Raw genomic sequence first — 20,350 nt, 5'->3', positions numbered from 1 at the left:
GAGGGAAGCTTTCAGCAGCCTTGCAGACCCGGTTGTGAATAGCTGACGCCGGGGGCGTAATCCGGCGTCGGTTTTTTCCATGTCGTGTGTAGTGCTTAGTGCACCAGCATGCCGGTGAACCAGTAAGCCTGGGCCAAGGTGATCAGGCCGACGATCGTTGCAAAGAATAGGCTGTGCTTGAGGGTGAAGCGGAACAGATCCGATTCCTTGCCCACCAGCCCGGTCGCGGCGCAAGCCACGGCGATCGATTGCGGCGAGATCATCTTGCCGGTCACCCCGCCGCTGGTGTTCGCCGCCACCAGCAAGGTGTCGTTGACGCCGATCTGGTGCGCGGTGGTCGCTTGCAGCGAACTGAACAGCGCGTTGGATGAGGTATCGGAGCCGGTCAGGAACACACCGAGCCAGCCGAGGAATGGCGAGAAGAACGGGAACGCCGCGCCGGTGCCTGCCAATACCAGAGCCATGGTCGACGACATGCCCGAGTAGTTGGTGACGAAGGCGAACGCCAGCACCATGCCGATGGACAAAATCGGCCAGCGCAGTTCGTAGAACGTCTCTTTTAAAGTGGTAAGACCAGTTTTGAAATTGATCTTCAGCACCAGCATCGAGATCAGCGCGGAGAAGAAAATGGCCGTGCCGGTCGCGGAAACCGGATCAAGTTTGAACACCGCCGGCATCGCCGTCGGGGCGGTCACGATCGGTGCGATCTTGATCACCATTTGATCCAGGTGCGGGATCGCGAAGTTGAACACCCAGCCATACATCGAGCCACCTGCGGCGAACATGGCCTTGAACGGTTTCAGCGTCCAGATTGTGACCAGTACGGTGAGGATCAGGAACGGCGACCAGGCTTTGAAAATTTCCCCCAGGCTGTAAGGCGAAGCCACGGTGGTGCGCGGTTGGCCGAAACCACCGGCGCTGGACACCACGGAAGCCGAGACGGCGCCGACGATGTGTGCGCCTGCGGCGCGTTTTGGCTGCCAGACTTTCAGGAACAGGGTCAGAGAAATCAGGCTGACCAGCGCCGAGGTGATGTCCGGCAACTCCGGGCCAATGAAGTTTGAAGTGAAGTATTGGGTGACGGCAAAGCTCAAACCGGCCACCAGTGCGGCAGGCCAGGTTTCCCGAACGCCACGCAGGCCATCCATCATGAACACCAGCCAGAACGGCACGAACACCGACAGCAATGGCAGTTGCCGACCGGCCATGGCGCCAATCTTGAACGCGTCGATACCGGTGACTTGCCCGGCGACGATGATCGGAATCCCCAATGCGCCAAAGGCCACCGGCGCGGTGTTGGCGATCAAACACAGGCCTGCGGCGTACAGCGGGTTGAAGCCCAGGCCAACCAGCAGCGCGGCGGTAATCGCTACCGGTGCGCCGAAACCGGCGGCACCTTCCAGAAACGCGCCGAAGCAGAAGCCGATCAGCAGCACCTGCAGGCGTTGGTCGTCGGTGATCGACAGCACCGAGCTGCGGATCACTTCGAACTGGCCACTTTTGACCGTCAGTTTGTAGAGGAACACCGCTGCCACGATGATCCAGGCAATCGGCCACAAGCCGTAGGCGAAGCCATATCCGGCTGCCGCGAAGGCCATGTCGACCGGCATCTGGAACGCGAAGATTGCCACGGCAATCGACAGCGCCAGGGTAATGCTGCCGGCCACGTGGCCTTTGAGGCGGAACACGGCCAAGGCCAGGAAGAAAAATACGATGGGGATGACGGCCGCGAGTGCGGACACGCCGAGACTGCCGAGCGGGCTGTAGAGCTGTTGCCAGGTTTGCATATGGGGTGGCCCCTAATTGTTGTTGGTCAGGCACTGGTCAGCGTTCTTGGATAATTGGTAATACCAATTTACAATCGCTGTTGGCTAGGGTAAAAGCCTTGGAGGCGGTGTGTCAATTTGCCGCCCTAAAACTTTTGTCGAATGAGCGGTGCAGAACGCATCTGATCTGTTCGATCAAGCGTCGTCTGGTAGGTGCTGGCGCAGCGCCGATAGGCCAGAATAGAGAGCCCGGCGAGTCGCCGGGATCGTGGAGAATTGAGTAATGGGGTTTGATCAGATTCGGCAGCGCCGTTTGTCTGACGATATTGTCGAGCAACTCGAGGGGATGATTCTCGAGGGCACCTTGAAGGCTGGCGAACGCCTGCCGGCGGAGCGTGCGTTGGCCGAGCAGTTCGGCGTGTCACGTCCTTCGTTGCGCGAGGCGATCCAGAAACTGGTGGCCAAAGGGCTGCTGGTCAGTCGTCAGGGCGGCGGCAATTATGTGGTGGAATCCCTGGGCTCGACGTTCAGCGATCCACTGCTGCATCTGCTGGAAAGCAACCCCGAGGCCCAGCGCGATTTGCTGGAGTTTCGCCATACCCTGGAAGCGTCCTGTGCTTATTACGCGGCATTGCGCGCCACCGACGTCGATCGCGAGCGGCTGACGGCGGCGTTCGATGAATTGCAGGACTGCTATTCACGTCACGATGAAGTGAGCCGGGCGGAAGAGGGCACAGCGGATGCAAATTTTCACTTGGCGATCGCCGAGGCCAGTCATAACGCAGTGTTGCTGCACACCATCCGCGGGCTGTTCGATCTGCTCAAGCGCAACGTGGTGACCAACATTGGCGGCATGTACAAGCAACGTTCTGAAACCCGCGACATGCTGATCGCACAGCATCGGGAGTTGTACCTGGCGATTATCGAGGGCAGGGCAGAGCAGGCGCGGGAAGTTTCCAGTCGGCACATTTTGTATGTGCAGGAAGTGCTGGAAGAGGTGCGTCAGGAAGTGCAGCGAATGGCTCGGGCCGAGCGGCGCAAGGGGATGTAGTCAGTTTATTGTGGCGAGGGAGCTTGCTCCCGCTGGGGCGCGAAGCGGCCCCCGGGCCAGCACACCGTTAAGCAGATCGTTTACGACTGCTTCCCAGCCGAGCGGGAGCAAGCTCCCTCGCCACAAAAGCCGCGATCAGGCCGAAAGATTAATCTTCCTTGCCCTTGTTCCGCACCGCACGCTGCAATTCACGACCGGCGTCGCGCTCGCGTTCGGTATCACGCTTGTCGTATTCCTTCTTGCCCTTGCCCAGAGCGATCTCGCACTTGACCATGTGCTTGCTCCAGTACCAGGACAGGCACACGCAGGCGTAGCCTTTTTGTTGCACGGCCGCGGCCAGCTTCTCCAGCTCGCGCCGGTTCAGCAGCAACTTTCGGGTGCGGACCGGATCGGCAATGACGTGGGTGCTGGCGGTCGTCAGGGGCGTGATGTGGCTACCGAGCAGCCAGGCTTCGCCATCCTTGAGCAGTACGTAACTGTCAACCAGTTGTAGCTTGCTTGCCCGCAGACTTTTTACTTCCCAGCCGGCCAGGACCAGACCAGCCTCGAACCGATGTTCGATGAAGTAATCGTGTCGCGCCTTTTTGTTTTGCGCGATGGTCCCTGTTGGGTGTTTCTTCTGTTTAGCCATAGGGGCGGCATTATAGGGAGTTGCACGCGAGTCGGCTACGGTATCGCTACGTGCTTGAGCAGGTTGATTGAATCCCGGACAATGCGGCCTCTTTTTTGAACGCTTGGGCGTGATAACGATGTCGACAGACAAGGTTTCTGTCCACGGCAGTTGGGCTAGCCGCTGGGTCTTCATACTCGCCGCGACCGGTTCGGCCGTGGGGTTGGGTAGTATCTGGAAATTCCCTTACATGGTCGGCGTCTACGGTGGCGGAGCCTTCGTGCTGATGTTCCTGGCCTGTATCGCGCTGATCGGTATGCCCGTGATGCTGGCCGAAACCCTGATCGGCCGCCGCGCACGGCAGAGCCCGGCCAATGCCTTGAAGGTTCTGGCGCTGGAAGCGGGGCATTCGGCGAAGTGGTCCTGGGGCGCATTTGCCGGGATGATCACGGCGTTGCTGATCCTGTCTTTCTATAGTGTGGTCGGCGGTTGGTCGCTGGATTACATCATTGATATGGGGCGTGGCGATTTCCAGGGTGTGACGGCAGGCGAGGTCGGCGCATATTTCGGCAATGTGATCGCCGATCCGTGGCGTCTGACACTTTGGCACACGATTTTCATGCTCCTCTCCGCGGTGGTGATTGCCAAAGGCGTGGTCGCAGGGCTGGAGCGCAGCCTGCGGATCATGATGCCGCTGCTGTTCGTGATGGTGATTGTCCTGCTGGGTTACAGCATGACCACGGGGCACTTCATGGAGGGCGTGCATTTCATGTTCGACTTCCACCCGGACAAGGTGCTTGATGGCTTGCTGCCGGCCATGGGGCACGCGTTCTTCTCCCTGAGCGTGGGCGTCGGCTCGATCATGATCTACGGCGCCTACATGCCGAAGCATTCGTCTATTTCCGGAACCATCGTCGGTGTGGCGCTGCTCGACACCTTCGTTTCGCTGTTGGCCGGCCTGGCATTGTTTCCGATTGTGTTCGCTGCTGGCCTGAACCCGAGTGAAGGCCCAGGCCTGATGTTCGTCAGCCTGCCATTTGCCTTTGGTAACGTAGCGTTCGGCCAGTTGATGGGCGTAGTGTTCTTCGTGCTGGTAGCGATTGCGGCCTGGAGTTCGGCGATTTCCCTGCTCGAGCCGATGGTGGCTTACCTGGTTGAACGCACGAAGATCAGCCGCGCCTGGGTCACCTTCTGGCTGGCATTCATCTGCTGGTTCGTCGGTCTGGGTACTGTGTTTTCCTTCAATATCTGGAAGGAAGCCAAGTTTTTCGTGAACGAAGGCGGGATGTTCCATCTCTACCAATGGGGAGTCGCCGGTGGTCTCGACTTCTTTGGTGTGATCGACTTCTTCACCTCGCGGATCATGCTGCCACTCGGTGGTTTGTGTTTCGTGGTGTTTGCGGGTTGGGTGATGGGGCGTGAAGCGGTGCGCGATGAGTTGTCGATCCGCAGTCCGGTATTGTTCGCCCTGTCCCTGTTCTTGATGCGCTATGTGGCGCCCATCGGCATTCTTGTAGTGTTTGCCGCCCAGTTGTGGAAGTAACACTGACATGACGACACACATTCAACGTTCGGCCCTGCTGCCGTATCCGGCACAAGCGCTTTATGACTTGGTCAATGACGTGGCTCGCTATCCGGAATTCCTACCGTGGTGCTCGTCGGCCGAAGTTCTGGAAAGCTCTCCTGAGTTCATGCGCGCCAGCGTCGGCGTGGCCAAGGGTGGTCTCAGTCAGCATTTCGTGACGCGCAACACCCTGGTGCCCGGGCGTTCGATCGAGATGAACCTCGAGGAAGGTCCGTTCAGCCAGTTGCACGGCGTCTGGGTGTTCAAGCCGTTGGGCGAGAAAGCCTGCAAGATCAGTCTGGATTTGTCGTTCGACTACTCGGGGCCGCTGGTGCGTGCGACGTTGGGGCCTCTGTTTAATCAGGCGGCGAATACGCTGATGGACGCGTTTTGCCAACGTGCGAAGCAGATGCATGGTTGAGGTCGTGATCAAGGTCGAAGTGGTGTATGCCGCCGTTGACCGTCAGGTGCTGCTGACCGTAACGGTGCCAGTGGGCGCAACGGTACGGGATGCGTTGCTCAAATCCGGCCTCAACAGCGAATTCCCTGAGGTGGATCTGGCCAGTTGTCCGGTTGGGATCTTTGGCAAAGTGATCGCTGAGCCGGCCATTCGAGCGGTTCAGGCAGGGGACCGCATCGAGATTTATCGGCCGCTACTCGCCGATCCGAAAGAAGTGCGCCGGTTGCGTGCCGCCAAAGCGGCCGAGGCAAAAGCCCGGAATCAGTGATTCGGCTAAATGCCAGGCGATAAAAAACCCGGACATGCCGGGTTTTTTATGCGTCGCAAATTATTGCGGCGAGGTTTCCAGCGGTTCTGGCGTCGGGACTGGAACGGTTTCTACGTTGTCCACGTCCTTCTGGATCTGGTCCAGCAACGAACCTGGCTTGACCGGTTTTTCTGGCTTCGGCTTTTCGGCGTTTTCTGCAGGCGCGCTCACGGTAGTGCCGCTGTCCTTGCCGAGAATGGCCTCGTCGCGGCTCACGCCTGGCATGAAGTCGCCAGAGAGGCTGACAAGTTGGTCATTTGGGTTGAAGATAACGCTAATGCGTTCCTGTTGGCGTTCACCGCCACCCGGTTGCAGGCTATACAGATAATCCCAGCGATCGGCATGGAACGTGTCGGTCAGCAGAGGGTTGCCCATGATAAACCGTACTTGCCGGCGGGTCATTCCCGGGCGTAACTGGTCTATCATGTCCTGCGTGACGACATTGCCCTGCTGGATGTCGATTTTGTAAACCCCGGGGAATGAACAACCGGCGAGTGCGAGCAGTCCCACAAAGGTGAAACTGGTTAGCAAGAGCTTGGTGTTTTGCATCGGTGGGCGACTTCCACTATCTTGGCTGGGACAACGTAAACGCCGATCATACCCGCATTAAGAGAAGCTGCGAAGCAGCATCGCGAGAAAGCTGACCATGGTTGAAAATAGCGAACTACGCAAAGCCGGCCTCAAAGTGACCCTTCCACGGGTCAAAATTCTGCAAATGCTCGATTCCGCCGAGCAACGCCACATGAGTGCCGAGGACGTCTACAAGGCGCTGATGGAGGCTGGTGAGGACGTCGGTCTGGCCACGGTTTACCGTGTTCTGACCCAGTTCGAGGCAGCTGGCCTTGTGGTGCGGCACAACTTCGACGGAGGCCATGCGGTCTTCGAGCTGGACGATGGCAAGCATCACGACCATATGGTCAACGTCGAAACCAGCGAAGTGATCGAATTCTTCGACGAAGAAATCGAGCGGCTGCAGAAAGCCATCGTCGACAAGTATGGCTTCGAGATGGTTGATCACAATCTTGTACTGTACGTGCGCAAGAAAAAGTAAGCATGTCGCGCGAATTTCAGGTTCGCGAAACGAGCGAAGGCGACCCCAGGGTCGCCTTCGTGCTTTCTACCGTTCTTAGATTTTTGCGGTAACGACCATTTTCTTCGCGTGTGCCAGGGACTCCTTGGTGAGGTCGATGCCGCCCAGCATTCGTGCCACTTCTTCCACGCGATCATTCTTGCTCAGCTTGGAGACGGCCGTATGCGTGGCCTCTTCACCGCGGACCTTGTGCACAAATAGATGTTGATGCCCTTGCGCTGCCACTTGCGGCAAGTGAGTCACGGTCAGCACCTGTCCGCGCTCCCCGAGGCGTCGCAGCAACTGGCCGACAATCTCGGCGGTCGGGCCGCCAATGCCCACGTCCACTTCGTCGAACACCAGCGTCGGTACGCGCGAGGTCTGTGCAGTGATCACCTGAATGGCCAGGCTGATACGCGACAGCTCGCCACCCGATGCTACTTTTGCCAGGGCTTTCAAGGGTTGCCCCGGGTTGGCGCTCACCAATAGTTCTACCTGTTCGAGCCCGTTGGGCAGCAGTTCATCGCTGCTGTTGGGGCGCAGTTCGATGGTGAAGCGGCCACCGGGCATGCCCAGGCGCTGGATTTCCTGTTCCACGGCACTGGCCAGGCTGCTCGAGGCTTGATGACGCAGGTCGCTCAGTTCTCGAGCTTTCTCCTGATAATGACGGGCGTAGGAGGCCAGCTCATCGCTCAGTCGTTCGATGGATTCATCGTTGGCATTCAGGGTTTCGATTTCATCGAGTAGCTTCTGCTGCATCTCGGCGACTTCGGTCGGCTGGATGCGGTGTTTGCGCGCCAGGGTGTAGATGGCATCGAGGCGCTCTTCCAGGTATTGAAGGCGGGCTGGGTCAGCGTCGAAATTGTCGAGAAAACGGTTCAGCTCGCCCACGGCTTCTTCAACCTGAATCTGCGCGCTGGTCAGCAGGCTGCTGGCTTCGCCCAGGGCGCCGATCGAATTGTTTACGCTCGACAAGCGGTTGAGGCTGGCGGTGAGTGCGTTCAATACATTGCCAGAATCGCTTTCGCTGCATTGTTCGACCACTTGCCGGCAAATGCCCAGCAGGGTTTCGGCGTTGGTCAGGTTCTTGTGTTCCTGTTCCAACTGCTCCAGCTCGCTTTCGCCGAGGCCGAGGTTTTCCAGTTCTTCGAGTTGATAACTGAGCAACTGATGACGCGCGCGTTGCTCGTCACCGGAATTGGAGAGGCGTTCCAGTTCCTGGCGGGTCTGGCGCCAGCGTTGGGCGGCCAGCTGTACTTGGCGGGCCAGGTCCGTGGCACCGGCGTACTCGTCGAGCAGGCGGCGGTGGGTATCGGTTTTGAGCAGGGATTGGTGTTCGTGCTGGCTGTGGATATCGATCAACAGCTCGCCCAGGGCCTTCAGGTCACCGAGGGGGCAGGGGGTGCCATTGATATAGCCGCGCGATCGCCCTTCGGCGGTGATCACTCGGCGCAGGATGCACGGGCCGTCGTTCTCGAGGTCGCGCTCGGCCAGCCAGGCGCTGGCCTCCGGGATGTCGATCAGGTCGAAGGTGGCCAGGATATCGGCCTTGTCGGCGCCCGGGCGGACCACGCCGCTGTCGGCGCGATCGCCCAGGGTCAGACCGAGGGCGTCGAGCATGATCGACTTGCCGGCGCCGGTTTCCCCTGTGATCACGCTCATCCCGCGATCGAGTTCGAGATCGAGATGTTCAACGATGGCGTAGTTGTGTACGGACAGGTGCACCAGCATAAAGGCCGCTCCCAGGCTTTAGGTCTGGTTATTTATACAGTGTTTTGTTTCTGGCTGACAATGCCCTCTCTTAGGTCGATTTGCTTGATTGAAAGAAATACTTAGTTCGCCTGGGAATGACAATGCAGCTGTTTTTTGTAGGGTCAATCATCAAACAGCCCTTGAAGCTGAATTTTACGGCCCCATATACCGGGGCAGAAGCGCGAGTTGAGCTCGCGGACGATATTGGAAGGAGAAATCTATGGCTGACGAACAGACAGTGGATACGCAAAATCTAGACGCCAACCAGGGCCCCGAGGCTTCGGGTGAAGACTTGGCGGCTCGTGTACAAGTGCTCGAAGAGCAATTGGCTGGTGCGCAGGATCAGGCTTTGCGTGTAGCCGCCGATCTGCAGAACGTCCGCCGTCGTGCCGAGCAGGACGTTGAGAAGGCCCACAAATTCGCGCTGGAGAAGTTCGCTGGCGACCTGCTGCCGATCATTGACAGCCTGGAACGTGGTCTGGAACTGTCCAACCCTGAAGACGAAAACATTCGTCCGATGCGCGAAGGGATCGAGCTGACCCTGAAAATGTTTCAGGACACCCTGAAGCGCTATCACCTGGAAGCGATCGATCCTGAAGGCGAACCCTTCAATGCTTCGCATCATCAGGCAATGGCCATGCAGGAAAGCGCCGACGTCGAGCCAAACAGCGTACTCAAGGTGTTCCAGAAGGGTTACCAGCTCCACGGTCGCCTGCTGCGCCCGGCCATGGTTGTGGTCAGCAAGGCGCCTGCACCGGTTTCGCCTTCGATTGACGAGCAGGCTTGAAATTAGCCGCAAGGCCCCCATTTAGAAGTCAAGCGTTTAAGTGCTACCGCAGTCAGCCACCACTGCTGCGGCATCCAAATCCAAAGTTTCGGGAGAGTGAACATGGGCAAAATTATCGGTATCGACCTGGGGACTACCAACTCCTGCGTCTCCGTGCTGGAAAACGGCAAGGCCAAAGTTATTGAAAACGCTGAAGGCGCGCGTACCACGCCGTCGATCATCGCTTATGCCAACGACGGTGAAATCCTGGTTGGCCAGTCGGCCAAGCGTCAGGCAGTGACCAATCCGCATAACACCCTGTACGCGGTGAAGCGTCTGATCGGTCGTCGTTTCGACGAAGAAGTCGTACAGAAAGACATCCAGATGGTCCCTTACAAGATCGTCAAGGCTGACAACAGCGACGCCTGGGTTGAAGTGAACGGCCAGAAAATGGCACCGCCACAAATCTCGGCCGAAATTCTGAAGAAAATGAAGAAGACCGCCGAAGACTACCTCGGCGAGCCAGTGACCGAAGCGGTGATCACCGTTCCGGCCTACTTCAACGACAGCCAGCGCCAAGCCACCAAAGACGCCGGTCGCATCGCGGGCCTGGACGTAAAACGTATCATCAACGAACCAACCGCAGCTGCTCTGGCTTACGGTATGGACAAGGCCAAGGGCGATCACACTGTGATCGTTTACGACTTGGGCGGCGGTACTTTCGACGTTTCCGTGATCGAGATCGCTGAAGTCGATGGCGAGCACCAGTTCGAAGTGTTGGCCACTAACGGTGACACTTTCCTGGGCGGTGAAGACTTTGACATTCGTCTGATCGACTACCTCGTCGACGAATTCAAGAAAGAAAGCGGCATGAACCTCAAGGGCGACCCGCTGGCCATGCAGCGCCTGAAAGAAGCCGCTGAGAAAGCCAAGATCGAACTGTCCTCGAGCCAGTCGACCGACGTGAACCTGCCGTACATCACTGCAGACGCTACCGGTCCTAAGCACTTGAACGTGAAAATTTCCCGCGCCAAGCTCGAAGCGCTGGTTGAAGACCTGGTTCAACGCACCATCGAACCTTGCCGCATCGCCATGAAAGACGCCGGTATCGACGTTGGTTCGATCAACGACGTGATCCTGGTCGGCGGTCAGACCCGCATGCCACTGGTTCAGAAGCTGGTGACCGACTTCTTCGGTAAAGAAGCACGTAAAGACGTCAACCCTGACGAAGCTGTTGCCATGGGTGCTGCTATCCAGGGCGCGGTATTGGCTGGTGACGTGAAAGACGTTCTGCTGCTCGACGTCAGCCCGCTGACTCTGGGTATCGAAACCATGGGCGGCGTGATGACCGCGCTGATCGAGAAAAACACCACGATTCCTACCAAGAAATCGCAAGTGTTCTCGACTGCCGACGACAATCAGGGTGCCGTGACCATTCACGTGCTGCAAGGTGAGCGCAAGCAAGCCGCACAGAACAAGTCCTTGGGCAAGTTCGACCTGGCCGAGATTCCGCCAGCACCACGTGGCGTGCCACAAATCGAAGTGACCTTTGACATCGACGCCAACGGCATCCTGCACGTCGGCGCGAAAGACAAGGCTACCGGCAAGACTCAGTCGATCGTGATCAAGGCCAACTCCGGTCTGTCCGAGGAAGAAATTCAGCAGATGGTTCGCGATGCTGAAGTGAACGCTGAAGAAGACCGCAAGTTCGAAGAGCTGGCCAGCGCCCGTAATCAGGGCGATGCCTTGGTTCACTCGACGCGCAAAATGGTCGCCGATGCTGGCGATAAAGTAAGCGCTGAAGAGAAGACTGCAATCGAAGCCGCAGTGGTTGCCCTGGAAGCTGCCGTTAAAGGCGACGACAAGGCGGCTATCGAAGCCAAGGTTGAAGAGCTGTCCAAGGTCTCCGCGCCAGTGGCTCAGAAAATGTACGCCGATCAGGCTCAGCCAGCTGAAGGCGCGGCACCGCACGACGAAAAAGCTGAAAAAGCTGACGACGTCGTCGATGCCGAGTTCGAAGAAGTCAAAGACCACAAGTAAGTTGTTGGTCGCCCGGTTGACTGCCTTCAGGCGGTGACTGGTAGGATGTCGCCGCGCGGGAGCTTGCTCCCGCGTTGGCGTGTCTGGAGTAAGCGAATTTTTACAGCATGCGACAACGCTCGGATGCTGGCGGTACGGTCGGGAATGCTCCTGCTTTTCGGCCCACAGGTACCGCATCGAATCAAAGACCAGGATCGTTGAATTGACGTGAGTTGGGTCCGGGCCTGTATTGGGGCTCAACGAGTTTGGCGAGGCTCAGGAGAGGTTTGCCGAACGTCCTTAAGAGTGCAAAGACTTATGGCAAAGCGTGACTATTACGAAGTATTGGGTGTTGAGCGTGGTTCAAGCGAGTCGGACCTGAAAAAGGCCTACCGTCGCCTGGCGATGAAGCACCACCCGGACCGTAATCCCGATGACAAAGCGTCGGAAGATATGTTCAAAGAGGCCAACGAGGCCTATGAAGTGCTGTCCGATTCCAGCAAGCGCGCAGCCTATGACCAATACGGTCATGCAGGTGTCGACCCGAGCATGGGTGGCGGCGGTGCCGGATTTGGCGGTCAGAACTTCTCCGACATCTTTGGCGATGTCTTCAGCGACTTCTTCGGTGGTGGTCGCGGCGGTGCCCGTGGTGGTGCTCAGCGCGGCAGCGATCTGCGTTACACCCTGGAGCTGAACCTGGAAGAGGCGGTGCGCGGCACGACCGTCAATATCCGCGTTCCGACACTGGTCAACTGCAAGCCGTGCGACGGCTCGGGTGCCAAGAAAGGCTCTTCGCCGATCACTTGCCCGACCTGTGGCGGTATCGGTCAGGTGCGCATGCAGCAGGGCTTCTTCTCGGTGCAGCAAACCTGCCCGCGCTGCCATGGTCAGGGCAAGATCATCTCCGACCCATGCGATTCCTGCCGCGGCGAAGGCCGTGTCGAAGAGTACAAGACTCTGTCGGTGAAAGTGCCGGCCGGTGTCGATACCGGTGACCGTATTCGTCTGTCTGGCGAAGGTGAGGCGGGTGCGCAGGGTGGTCCGACCGGTGATCTGTATGTAGTGATCAATGTGCGCGAGCACGCGATCTTCCAGCGTGACGGCAAGCACCTGTTCTGCGAGGTGCCGATCAGCTTTGTCGACGCAGCGCTGGGTGGCGAGCTGGAAATTCCGACCCTTGATGGTCGGGTCAAACTAAAAATCCCTGAGGGAACTCAGACCGGCAAGCAGTTCCGTGTTCGCGGCAAAGGCGTTGCGCCGGTTCGCGGCGGTGGTGCTGGCGACCTGATGTGCCGCGTGGCGGTCGAAACCCCGGTCAACCTGGGTCGTCGTCAGCGCGAATTGCTGGAAGAGTTCCGCAGCTCGCTGGCGGACGACAACAGCCATTCTCCGAAAACCACTGGTTGGTTCGAAGGCGTGAAGCGCTTCTTCGGCGATTTGTAAGGAGACGGGCATGCGACGTATTGCTGTGATGGGGGCCGCCGGCCGCATGGGCAAGATTCTGGTCGAGGCGGTGCAGCAACGCGCGCCGCTGACGGGGTTGACGGCAGCCATTGTGCGTCCTGGCAGCACGTTGATTGGCGTGGATGCCGGTGAGCTGGCATCGCTGGGGCGAATCGGTGTGCCGCTGTCCGGTAAGCTGGATGCGGTGGCTGATGAGTTCGATGTGTTGATCGACTTCACGCTTCCTGAAGTCATGCTGAAAAACCTGGCGTTCTGTCGCGAGGCGGGCAAGGCCATGGTGATCGGCACCACGGGATTGGACGCCGCGCAGAAGCAGTTGCTGGTCGAGGCGAGCAAAGACATTGCGATTGTGTTCGCGGCCAATTTCAGTGTCGGTGTAAACCTGTCGCTGAAGCTGCTCGATATGGCGGCTCGTGTGCTGGGTGATGATGCTGATATCGAAATCATCGAGGCTCACCATCGGCACAAGATCGATGCGCCTTCAGGTACGGCCCTGCGCATGGGTGAAGTGATCGCCAGTGCGCTGGATCGTGATCTGCAGAAAGTCGCGGTCTATGGTCGTGAGGGGCACACCGGTGTGCGCGAGCGGGAAACGATCGGCTTCGCCACTGTTCGTGGTGGTGATGTGGTCGGTGATCATACGGTGCTGTTCGCCTGTGAAGGCGAACGACTGGAAATCACGCACAAGGCATCCAGTCGCATGACCTTCGCCAAGGGCGCGGTACGTGCAGCTTTGTGGCTGGACGGTCGCGAGCCAGGCCTCTACGACATGCAAGACGTGCTCGATCTGCGTTAAGATGCAGCCGAAACCGGGTTCAAACATAGCTTTGAAGCCCGGTTTTAAACCGCCAAGCGACGTCCTGTCGCATTCCTCGGTCTTTAAGGCTCATTGGCGGTAGACCAAAAATGCCTTTTTCTGTAAGCTACAGCTTTAGTGTGTCCACTAAAAGCGCGCAGAATAATTCAGTGAAGAAGCGGGGTGACGTGTCCATACGTCACTCCGCTTTTTTACAACCTGCGATCGCCCTTTCAGGCTTTATTTACGGGAGGTCTTCTTGACTAAGCCAGCCATACTCGCCCTTGCTGATGGCAGCATTTTTCGCGGCGAAGCCATTGGAGCCGACGGTCAAACCGTTGGTGAGGTGGTGTTCAACACCGCAATGACCGGCTATCAGGAAATCCTTACCGATCCTTCCTACGCCCAACAGATCGTTACCCTGACTTACCCGCACATCGGCAACACCGGCACCACGCCGGAAGACGCCGAGTCCGATCGCGTCTGGTCCGCTGGCCTGGTCATCCGTGACCTGCCACTGGTTGCGAGCAACTGGCGCAACACGATGTCACTGTCCGATTACCTGAAAGCCAACAATGTGGTGGCAATCGCCGGTATCGACACTCGCCGCCTGACACGCATCCTGCGTGAGAAAGGCGCACAAAACGGCTGCATCATGGCTGGTGACAACATCTCCGAAGAAGCCGCCATCGCCGCCGCTCAGGGCTTCCCTGGCCTCAAAGGCATGGACCTGGCAAAAGTCGTCAGCACCAAAGAGAAGTACGAATGGCGCTCGACTGTCTGGGATCTGAAAACCGATAGCCACGCAACCATCGAAGCCTCCGAGTTGCCGTACCACGTGGTGGCCTACGACTACGGCGTCAAGCTGAACATCCTGCGCATGCTGGTCGAGCGCGGTTGCCGCGTGACCGTGGTGCCTGCACAGACTCCGGCCGCCGAAGCGCTGGCACTGAAGCCGGACGGCGTGTTCCTGTCCAACGGCCCTGGTGATCCGGAGCCATGCGACTACGCGATCCAGGCAATCAAAGACGTGCTGGAAACCGAGATTCCGGTATTCGGTATCTGCCTCGGCCACCAGCTGCTGGCTTTGGCTTCCGGCGCCAAGACCCTGAAAATGGGTCATGGTCACCACGGTGCCAACCACCCGGTCCAGGATCTGGATACCGGTGTGGTAATGATCACCAGCCAGAACCACGGTTTTGCGGTAGACGAAGCGACCTTGCCAGCCAACGTCCGGGCGACCCACAAATCGCTGTTCGACGGCACCCTGCAAGGCATCGAGCGTACCGACAAGAGCGCCTTCAGCTTCCAGGGTCACCCTGAAGCCAGCCCTGGCCCGAACGACGTAGCGCCACTGTTTGATCGCTTCATCAACGAAATGGCCAAGCGACGCTAATCGCTCGCCCTGATGTAGCGAAGCCTGAGGGCGGTCCCGAAACCGGCGGCCCCCTCAAGGCTTCAGAGATTGAACAAGACGGCTTGCCGACTGACCTGCGGATTTGAGTGACAACCCATGCCAAAACGTACAGACATTAAAAGCATCCTGATTCTCGGCGCTGGCCCGATCGTGATCGGCCAGGCCTGCGAATTCGACTACTCCGGCGCCCAGGCCTGTAAAGCCCTGCGCGAGGAGGGTTACCGCGTCATCCTGGTGAACTCCAACCCGGCGACCATCATGACCGACCCGGCCATGGCCGACGCCACCTACATCGAGCCGATCAAGTGGCAGACCGTTGCCAAGATCATCGAGAAAGAGCGTCCGGACGCGCTGTTGCCGACCATGGGTGGCCAGACTGCTCTGAACTGCGCCCTGGACCTGGAGCGCGAAGGCGTTCTGGAGAAGTTCGGCGTAGAGATGATTGGCGCCAACGCTGACACCATCGACAAGGCCGAAGACCGTTCGCGCTTCGACAAGGCAATGAAATCCATCGGTCTGGACTGCCCGCGTTCGGGTATTGCCCACAGCATGGAAGAGGCCAACGCGGTTCTCGATCGTCTGGGTTTCCCGTGCATCATCCGTCCGTCCTTCACCATGGGCGGCACCGGTGGCGGTATCGCTTACAACCGTGAAGAGTTCGAAGAAATCTGCGCTCGCGGTCTGGACCTGTCGCCGACCAAAGAGCTGTTGATCGACGAATCGCTGATCGGCTGGAAAGAATATGAGATGGAGGTTGTCCGCGATAAGAAGGACAACTGCATCATCGTCTGCTCCATTGAAAACTTCGACCCGATGGGCGTGCACACCGGTGACTCGATCACTGTTGCCCCAGCACAGACCCTGACCGACAAGGAATACCAGATCCTGCGTAATGCCTCCCTGGCAGTGCTGCGTGAGATCGGCGTGGAAACCGGCGGCTCCAACGTCCAGTTCGGCATCTGCCCGAACACTGGCCGCATGGTGGTCATCGAGATGAACCCGCGGGTATCCCGTTCATCGGCCCTGGCGTCGAAAGCCACCGGTTTTCCGATCGCCAAGGTCGCGGCAAAACTGGCCGTCGGTTACACCCTCGACGAGTTGTCGAACGACATCACCGGCGGCAAGACCCCGGCGTCCTTCGAACCGTCCATCGATTACGTCGTCACCAAGCTGCCACGCTTCGCCTTCGAGAAGTTCCCGAAAGCCGACGCACGCCTGACCACTCAAATGAAGTCGGTCGGTGAAGTCATGGCCATCGGCCGGACCTTCCAGGAATCCCTGCAGAAAGCCCTGCGCGGTCTGGAAGTAGGCGTTTGCGGCCTGGACGAGAAGCTCGACCTGAGCAACCCGGAAAGCATGAGTATCCTCAAGCGTGAACTGACCGTGCCGGGTGCCGAGCGTATCTGGTACGTGGCTGACGCCTTCCGCGCCGGTCTGTCGGTCGAAGACATCTTCGGCATGAACATGATCGATCCGTGGTTCCTGGTGCAAATCGAAGATCTGATCAAGGATGAAGAGAAGGTCAAGACCCTGGGTCTGGCCAGCATCGACCGCGACACGATGTTCCGTCTCAAGCGCAAGGGCTTCTCCGACATGCGTCTGGCCAAATTGCTGGGCGTGACCGAGAAGAGCCTGCGTCGTCATCGTCACAAGCTCGAAGTGTTCCCGGTCTACAAGCGCGTTGATACCTGCGCGGCCGAGTTCGCCACCGACACCGCCTACCTCTACTCGACATACGAGGAAGAGTGCGAAGCCGCGCCGTCGGGCCGCGACAAGATCATGATCCTCGGCGGCGGTCCTAACCGTATCGGCCAGGGTATCGAGTTCGACTACTGCTGCGTACACGCGGCACTGGCCCTGCGCGATGACGGTTACGAGACCATCATGGTCAACTGCAACCCGGAAACCGTTTCCACCGACTACGACACTTCCGACCGCCTGTACTTCGAGCCAGTGACCCTGGAAGACGTACTGGAAATCGTCCGTGTCGAGAAGCCTAAAGGCGTGATCGTCCAGTACGGCGGCCAGACTCCGCTGAAGCTGGCTCGCGCCTTGGAAGAGGCCGGCGTGCCGATCATCGGCACCAGCCCTGACGCCATCGACCGTGCCGAAGACCGTGAGCGCTTCCAGCAGATGGTTGAGCGTCTGAACCTGCGTCAGCCGCCTAACGCCACCGTGCGCAGCGAAGACGAAGCGATTCGTGCCGCCGCCAAAATCGGCTACCCGCTGGTGGTTCGTCCGTCCTACGTACTGGGCGGCCGTGCGATGGAAATCGTTTACGAAGAAGAAGAACTCAAGCGCTACCTGCGTGAAGCGGTTCAAGTATCCAATGACAGCCCGGTGCTGCTGGACCACTTCCTCAACTGTGCCATCGAAATGGACGTGGATGCGGTCTGCGACGGCACTGACGTGGTGATCGGCGCGATCATGCAGCACATCGAGCAGGCCGGCGTTCACTCCGGTGACTCCGCATGCTCCCTGCCGCCGTACTCACTGCCTGCACATATCCAGGACGAGATGCGCGAACAGGTCAAGAAAATGGCCCTGGAACTGGGTGTGGTCGGCCTGATGAACGTTCAGTTGGCGCTGCAAGGCGAAGACATCTACGTCATCGAAGTCAACCCGCGCGCTTCCCGTACTGTGCCGTTCGTCTCCAAGTGCATCGGTGTTTCCCTGGCGATGATCGCGGCACGCGTCATGGCCGGTAAAACCCTGAAGGAAATCGGCTTCACCAAGGAAATCATTCCGAACTTCTACAGCGTGAAAGAGGCGGTGTTCCCGTTCGCCAAATTCCCTGGTGTGGACCCGATCCTGGGCCCGGAAATGAAGTCCACCGGTGAAGTGATGGGTGTGGGCGATACCTTCGGCGAAGCCTTTGCCAAAGCCCAGATGGGCGCCAGTGAAGTGCTGCCGACCGGCGGCACCGCGTTCATCAGCGTGCGTGACGATGACAAGCCACTGGTTGCAGGCGTGGCCCGTGATCTGATCAACTTGGGCTTCGAAGTGGTCGCCACTGCCGGTACTGCCAAGCTGATCGAAGCCGCAGGCCTGAAAGTGCGTCGTGTGAACAAGGTGACCGAGGGTCGTCCGCACGTGGTCGACATGATCAAGAATGACGAAGTCACCCTGATCATCAACACCACCGAAGGTCGCCAGTCGATCGCCGATTCCTACTCCATTCGTCGTAATGCCTTGCAGCACAAGATCTACTGCACCACTACCATTGCTGCTGGCGAAGCTATCTGTGAAGCGCTGAAGTTCGGTCCTGAGAAGACCGTGCGCCGCTTGCAGGATCTACACGCAGGATTGAAGGCATGAGCATAACCAAGTACCCAATGACCGTTCAGGGCGCGAAAGCCCTGGAAGAAGAGCACGCTCACCTGACCAAAGTCGTCCGTCCGAAGCTCAGCCAGGACATCGGTACGGCCCGCGAGTTGGGTGACTTGAAAGAAAACGCCGAATACCACGCTGCTCGCGAGCAGCAGGGTATGGTCGAGGCGCGGATCCGCGACATCGAAGGCCGCATGCAGAACGCGGTGATCATCGATGTCACGACTATTCCTCATACCGGCAAAGTGATTTTCGGCACCACCGTTGAAATCGCCAACGTCGAGACTGATGAAAGCGTCACTTACCACATCGTGGGTGAGGATGAGGCTGACTTCAAGCTCGGCAAGATTTCGGTGGGTTCGCCACTGGCCCGCGCCTTGATTGCCAAGGAAGAGGGTGACGTGGTCGCCGTGAAAACGCCGGGTGGCGTTATCGAGTATGAGATTGTCGAAGTTCGCCACATCTGAAAGAAGGCGCCCGCTACGTGCGGGCGCCATGCTTTGGCAGCTAACCCAAATGTTGTGGGTTGGCGGCGTGTGGTTGTTGCACATCGGTCTGCTGCCGGTGCTGGGGCAAATCGGCCTGGCGCCGCTGCTGATCGACGAAATTGCAGGCGCGCTGAATACGCTGATGGTGGGATTCGCCACGGCGAGTGTGATTTTTCAGGCTTTGGTGCTGGTACAGGCCGAGGGCCTTGCCAGTCTATGGCGGGATATTCGCGGGCAACTGCTGCTGATGGCGCTGTATGGGTGCGCGATGTATTTCGCAGTGCGCTTCGGTTGGCCTCAGGCGCTGCATTGGCAGTTGTTCAGCTATCTTGTCCTGGGCTTTTCCGGGCTGGTGCTAGTGATGCAGCCGGTGCCTGGGTGGAGTGTCAGGGTGCGCGCAGCACACCCTTGACCCTTGCCATCACTTGAAGCGATGGACGTTCGACAGCTGCTTGTTGACGCTGAAGTTCTTGCGGTAAATCAGTGCCATCTTGCCGATGACCTGAACCAGATCCGCTTTGCCGACCTTGCACAGTTCTGCAATGCTCGCCAGGCGCGATTCGCGATCAAGGATGTTGAGCTTGATTTTGATCAGCTCGTGATCCGCCAGAGCGCGTTCAAGTTCGGCTAACACACCTTCAGTCAAGCCGTTGTCAGCCACAATCAAAACTGGTTTCAGATGGTGGCCAATGGATTTGTACTGTTTCTTCTGCTCTTGAGTGAGCGGCATAATCTGACCCTTTAGTCTGGATTCTGTAAAATGGCGGCCATTTTACCCGAGGGTTCGTGGATCCGCCCAATTAATCACGACCCTTATCATCGAGGTGCCCAATGGCGCGTTCCAAGACAAGCCTTGGTTGGCTGAAAAGACATGTCAATGATCCATATGTGAAGCAGGCGCAGAAGGATGGTTACCGCTCGCGTGCGAGTTACAAGCTTCTGGAGGTCCAGGAGAAATACAAGCTGATCCGTCCGGGCATGAGCGTTGTCGACCTGGGTGCAGCGCCCGGCGGCTGGTCGCAGGTCACTAGTCGGCTGATCGGTGGTCAGGGGCGTCTGATCGCCTCGGACATCCTGGAAATGGACAGCATTCCGGACGTGACTTTCATCCAGGGTGACTTCACCCAGGACGAAGTGCTCGCTCAGATCCTTGAAGCCGTGGGTAATTCGCAGGTGGACCTTGTGATTTCCGATATGGCCCCCAATATGAGTGGTACGCCTGAGGTGGACATGCCAAAAGCCATGTTTCTATGTGAGCTGGCTCTTGATCTGGCGGCTCGGATACTCAAGCCGGGTGGTAATTTCGTGATCAAGGTGTTTCAGGGCGAAGGGTTTGATGCTTACGTGAAGGACGCTCGTCAGAAATTCGACAAGGTCCAGATGATCAAGCCGGACTCTTCCCGTGGCAGTTCCCGCGAGCAATACATGCTAGCTTGGGGCTACCGCGTCCGTAGTGAGTAAATCGAGGTTTTTTTGCGGGTCGATAGGATT

19 protein-coding genes are annotated in these 20,350 nt (G+C 58.4%); 14 read left to right on the top strand and 5 right to left on the bottom strand.

The window, feature by feature from the left end; all coding sequences use genetic code 11:
• Positions 1 to 95 precede the first annotated feature (95 nt).
• A complete protein-coding gene (locus QMK51_RS24555; protein WP_320392280.1) occupies positions 96 to 1,787 on the bottom strand; it encodes a lactate permease LctP family transporter in 1,692 nt (563 codons plus the stop codon).
• Between the two features lie 262 nt (positions 1,788 to 2,049).
• On the opposite strand from QMK51_RS24555, the gene QMK51_RS24550 reads away from it, so the two are divergent.
• Positions 2,050 to 2,817 carry a GntR family transcriptional regulator gene (locus QMK51_RS24550; RefSeq protein ID WP_258697625.1) on the top strand — a complete coding sequence of 256 codons (768 nt, stop codon included), beginning with the start codon at positions 2,050 to 2,052 and terminating at the stop codon, positions 2,815 to 2,817.
• A gap of 148 nt (positions 2,818 to 2,965) precedes the next feature.
• Here the strand turns inward: QMK51_RS24550 and smpB are convergent, their stop codons facing one another.
• Positions 2,966 to 3,448 carry an SsrA-binding protein SmpB gene (gene smpB, locus QMK51_RS24545; RefSeq protein WP_008057382.1) on the bottom strand — a complete coding sequence of 161 codons (483 nt, stop codon included), beginning with the start codon at positions 3,446 to 3,448 and terminating at the stop codon, positions 2,966 to 2,968.
• Between the two features lie 118 nt (positions 3,449 to 3,566).
• On the opposite strand from smpB, the gene QMK51_RS24540 reads away from it, so the two are divergent.
• The 3 genes from QMK51_RS24540 to QMK51_RS24530 are packed head-to-tail and all read left to right on the top strand — an operon-like array spanning position 3,567 to position 5,719.
• Positions 3,567 to 4,970 carry a sodium-dependent transporter gene (locus tag QMK51_RS24540; protein ID WP_258697624.1) on the top strand — a complete coding sequence of 468 codons (1,404 nt, stop codon included), beginning with the start codon at positions 3,567 to 3,569 and terminating at the stop codon, positions 4,968 to 4,970.
• A gap of 7 nt (positions 4,971 to 4,977) precedes the next feature.
• On the top strand, positions 4,978 to 5,412 hold the full coding sequence (locus tag QMK51_RS24535; protein WP_258697623.1) for a type II toxin-antitoxin system RatA family toxin: 435 nt from the start codon (positions 4,978 to 4,980) through the stop codon (positions 5,410 to 5,412).
• The gene (locus QMK51_RS24530; protein WP_258697622.1) at positions 5,405 to 5,719 is read left to right on the top strand and encodes an RnfH family protein; all 315 of its coding nucleotides are present in this window, start codon (positions 5,405 to 5,407) and stop codon (positions 5,717 to 5,719) included. Before QMK51_RS24535 ends, QMK51_RS24530 begins: the two co-directional genes overlap by 8 nt.
• Positions 5,720 to 5,779: 60 nt before the next feature.
• Here QMK51_RS24530 and QMK51_RS24525 read toward each other — a convergent pair whose 3' ends face one another.
• Positions 5,780 to 6,307 carry an outer membrane protein assembly factor BamE gene (locus QMK51_RS24525; RefSeq protein ID WP_320392279.1) on the bottom strand — a complete coding sequence of 176 codons (528 nt, stop codon included), beginning with the start codon at positions 6,305 to 6,307 and terminating at the stop codon, positions 5,780 to 5,782.
• 97 nt (positions 6,308 to 6,404) lie between these two features.
• Here QMK51_RS24525 and fur point away from each other — a divergent pair, with 97 nt between their 5' ends.
• Positions 6,405 to 6,809 (top strand): ferric iron uptake transcriptional regulator, encoded by a 405-nt coding sequence (gene fur / locus QMK51_RS24520; protein WP_003197684.1) that lies wholly within the window; start codon positions 6,405 to 6,407, stop codon positions 6,807 to 6,809.
• Between the two features lie 75 nt (positions 6,810 to 6,884).
• On the opposite strand, the gene recN is transcribed toward fur, so the two are convergent.
• Entirely contained in the window at positions 6,885 to 8,558 is a 1,674-nt protein-coding gene (gene recN / locus QMK51_RS24515) for a DNA repair protein RecN (RefSeq protein WP_320392278.1), read from the bottom strand.
• A 241-nt stretch (positions 8,559 to 8,799) separates the two neighbouring features.
• On the opposite strand from recN, the gene grpE reads away from it, so the two are divergent.
• From grpE to QMK51_RS24475, 8 genes are all read left to right on the top strand, one after another.
• Positions 8,800 to 9,366: a nucleotide exchange factor GrpE gene (gene grpE, locus QMK51_RS24510; RefSeq protein WP_258697619.1), complete on the top strand. Its 567-nt coding sequence runs from the start codon at positions 8,800 to 8,802 to the stop codon at positions 9,364 to 9,366.
• Between the two features lie 102 nt (positions 9,367 to 9,468).
• On the top strand, positions 9,469 to 11,385 hold the full coding sequence (gene dnaK / locus QMK51_RS24505) for a molecular chaperone DnaK (protein WP_258697618.1): 1,917 nt from the start codon (positions 9,469 to 9,471) through the stop codon (positions 11,383 to 11,385).
• Between the two features lie 297 nt (positions 11,386 to 11,682).
• Positions 11,683 to 12,807, top strand: coding sequence for a molecular chaperone DnaJ (gene dnaJ / locus QMK51_RS24500; RefSeq protein ID WP_320392277.1), 1,125 nt, complete (start codon positions 11,683 to 11,685; stop codon positions 12,805 to 12,807).
• A 10-nt stretch (positions 12,808 to 12,817) separates the two neighbouring features.
• Positions 12,818 to 13,624 (top strand): 4-hydroxy-tetrahydrodipicolinate reductase, encoded by an 807-nt coding sequence (gene dapB, locus QMK51_RS24495; protein ID WP_320392276.1) that lies wholly within the window; start codon positions 12,818 to 12,820, stop codon positions 13,622 to 13,624.
• Between the two features lie 259 nt (positions 13,625 to 13,883).
• The gene (gene carA / locus QMK51_RS24490; protein ID WP_320392275.1) at positions 13,884 to 15,020 is read left to right on the top strand and encodes a glutamine-hydrolyzing carbamoyl-phosphate synthase small subunit; all 1,137 of its coding nucleotides are present in this window, start codon (positions 13,884 to 13,886) and stop codon (positions 15,018 to 15,020) included.
• A gap of 117 nt (positions 15,021 to 15,137) precedes the next feature.
• Positions 15,138 to 18,359, top strand: a complete 3,222-nt coding sequence (gene carB / locus QMK51_RS24485; RefSeq protein ID WP_258697614.1) for a carbamoyl-phosphate synthase large subunit — start codon at positions 15,138 to 15,140, stop codon at positions 18,357 to 18,359.
• Positions 18,360 to 18,361: 2 nt separating this feature from the next.
• Positions 18,362 to 18,838 carry a transcription elongation factor GreA gene (gene greA, locus QMK51_RS24480; protein WP_033058235.1) on the top strand — a complete coding sequence of 159 codons (477 nt, stop codon included), beginning with the start codon at positions 18,362 to 18,364 and terminating at the stop codon, positions 18,836 to 18,838.
• 28 nt (positions 18,839 to 18,866) lie between these two features.
• The gene (locus QMK51_RS24475) at positions 18,867 to 19,271 is read left to right on the top strand and encodes an MFS transporter (RefSeq protein WP_320394561.1); all 405 of its coding nucleotides are present in this window, start codon (positions 18,867 to 18,869) and stop codon (positions 19,269 to 19,271) included.
• 9 nt (positions 19,272 to 19,280) lie between these two features.
• On the opposite strand, the gene QMK51_RS24470 is transcribed toward QMK51_RS24475, so the two are convergent.
• The gene (locus QMK51_RS24470; protein ID WP_007942889.1) at positions 19,281 to 19,589 is read right to left on the bottom strand and encodes a YhbY family RNA-binding protein; all 309 of its coding nucleotides are present in this window, start codon (positions 19,587 to 19,589) and stop codon (positions 19,281 to 19,283) included.
• Positions 19,590 to 19,690: 101 nt separating this feature from the next.
• Between QMK51_RS24470 and rlmE the strand changes: the two genes are divergently transcribed.
• Positions 19,691 to 20,320: a 23S rRNA (uridine(2552)-2'-O)-methyltransferase RlmE gene (rlmE, locus tag QMK51_RS24465; protein WP_320392274.1), complete on the top strand. Its 630-nt coding sequence runs from the start codon at positions 19,691 to 19,693 to the stop codon at positions 20,318 to 20,320.
• The last annotated feature ends 30 nt before the right edge of the window (positions 20,321 to 20,350 follow it).

The organism is Pseudomonas sp. P9_31, from assembly GCF_034008235.1.
Taxonomy (GTDB): domain Bacteria; phylum Pseudomonadota; class Gammaproteobacteria; order Pseudomonadales; family Pseudomonadaceae; genus Aquipseudomonas.
This window is presented reverse-complemented; position numbering and strand designations above follow the sequence as displayed.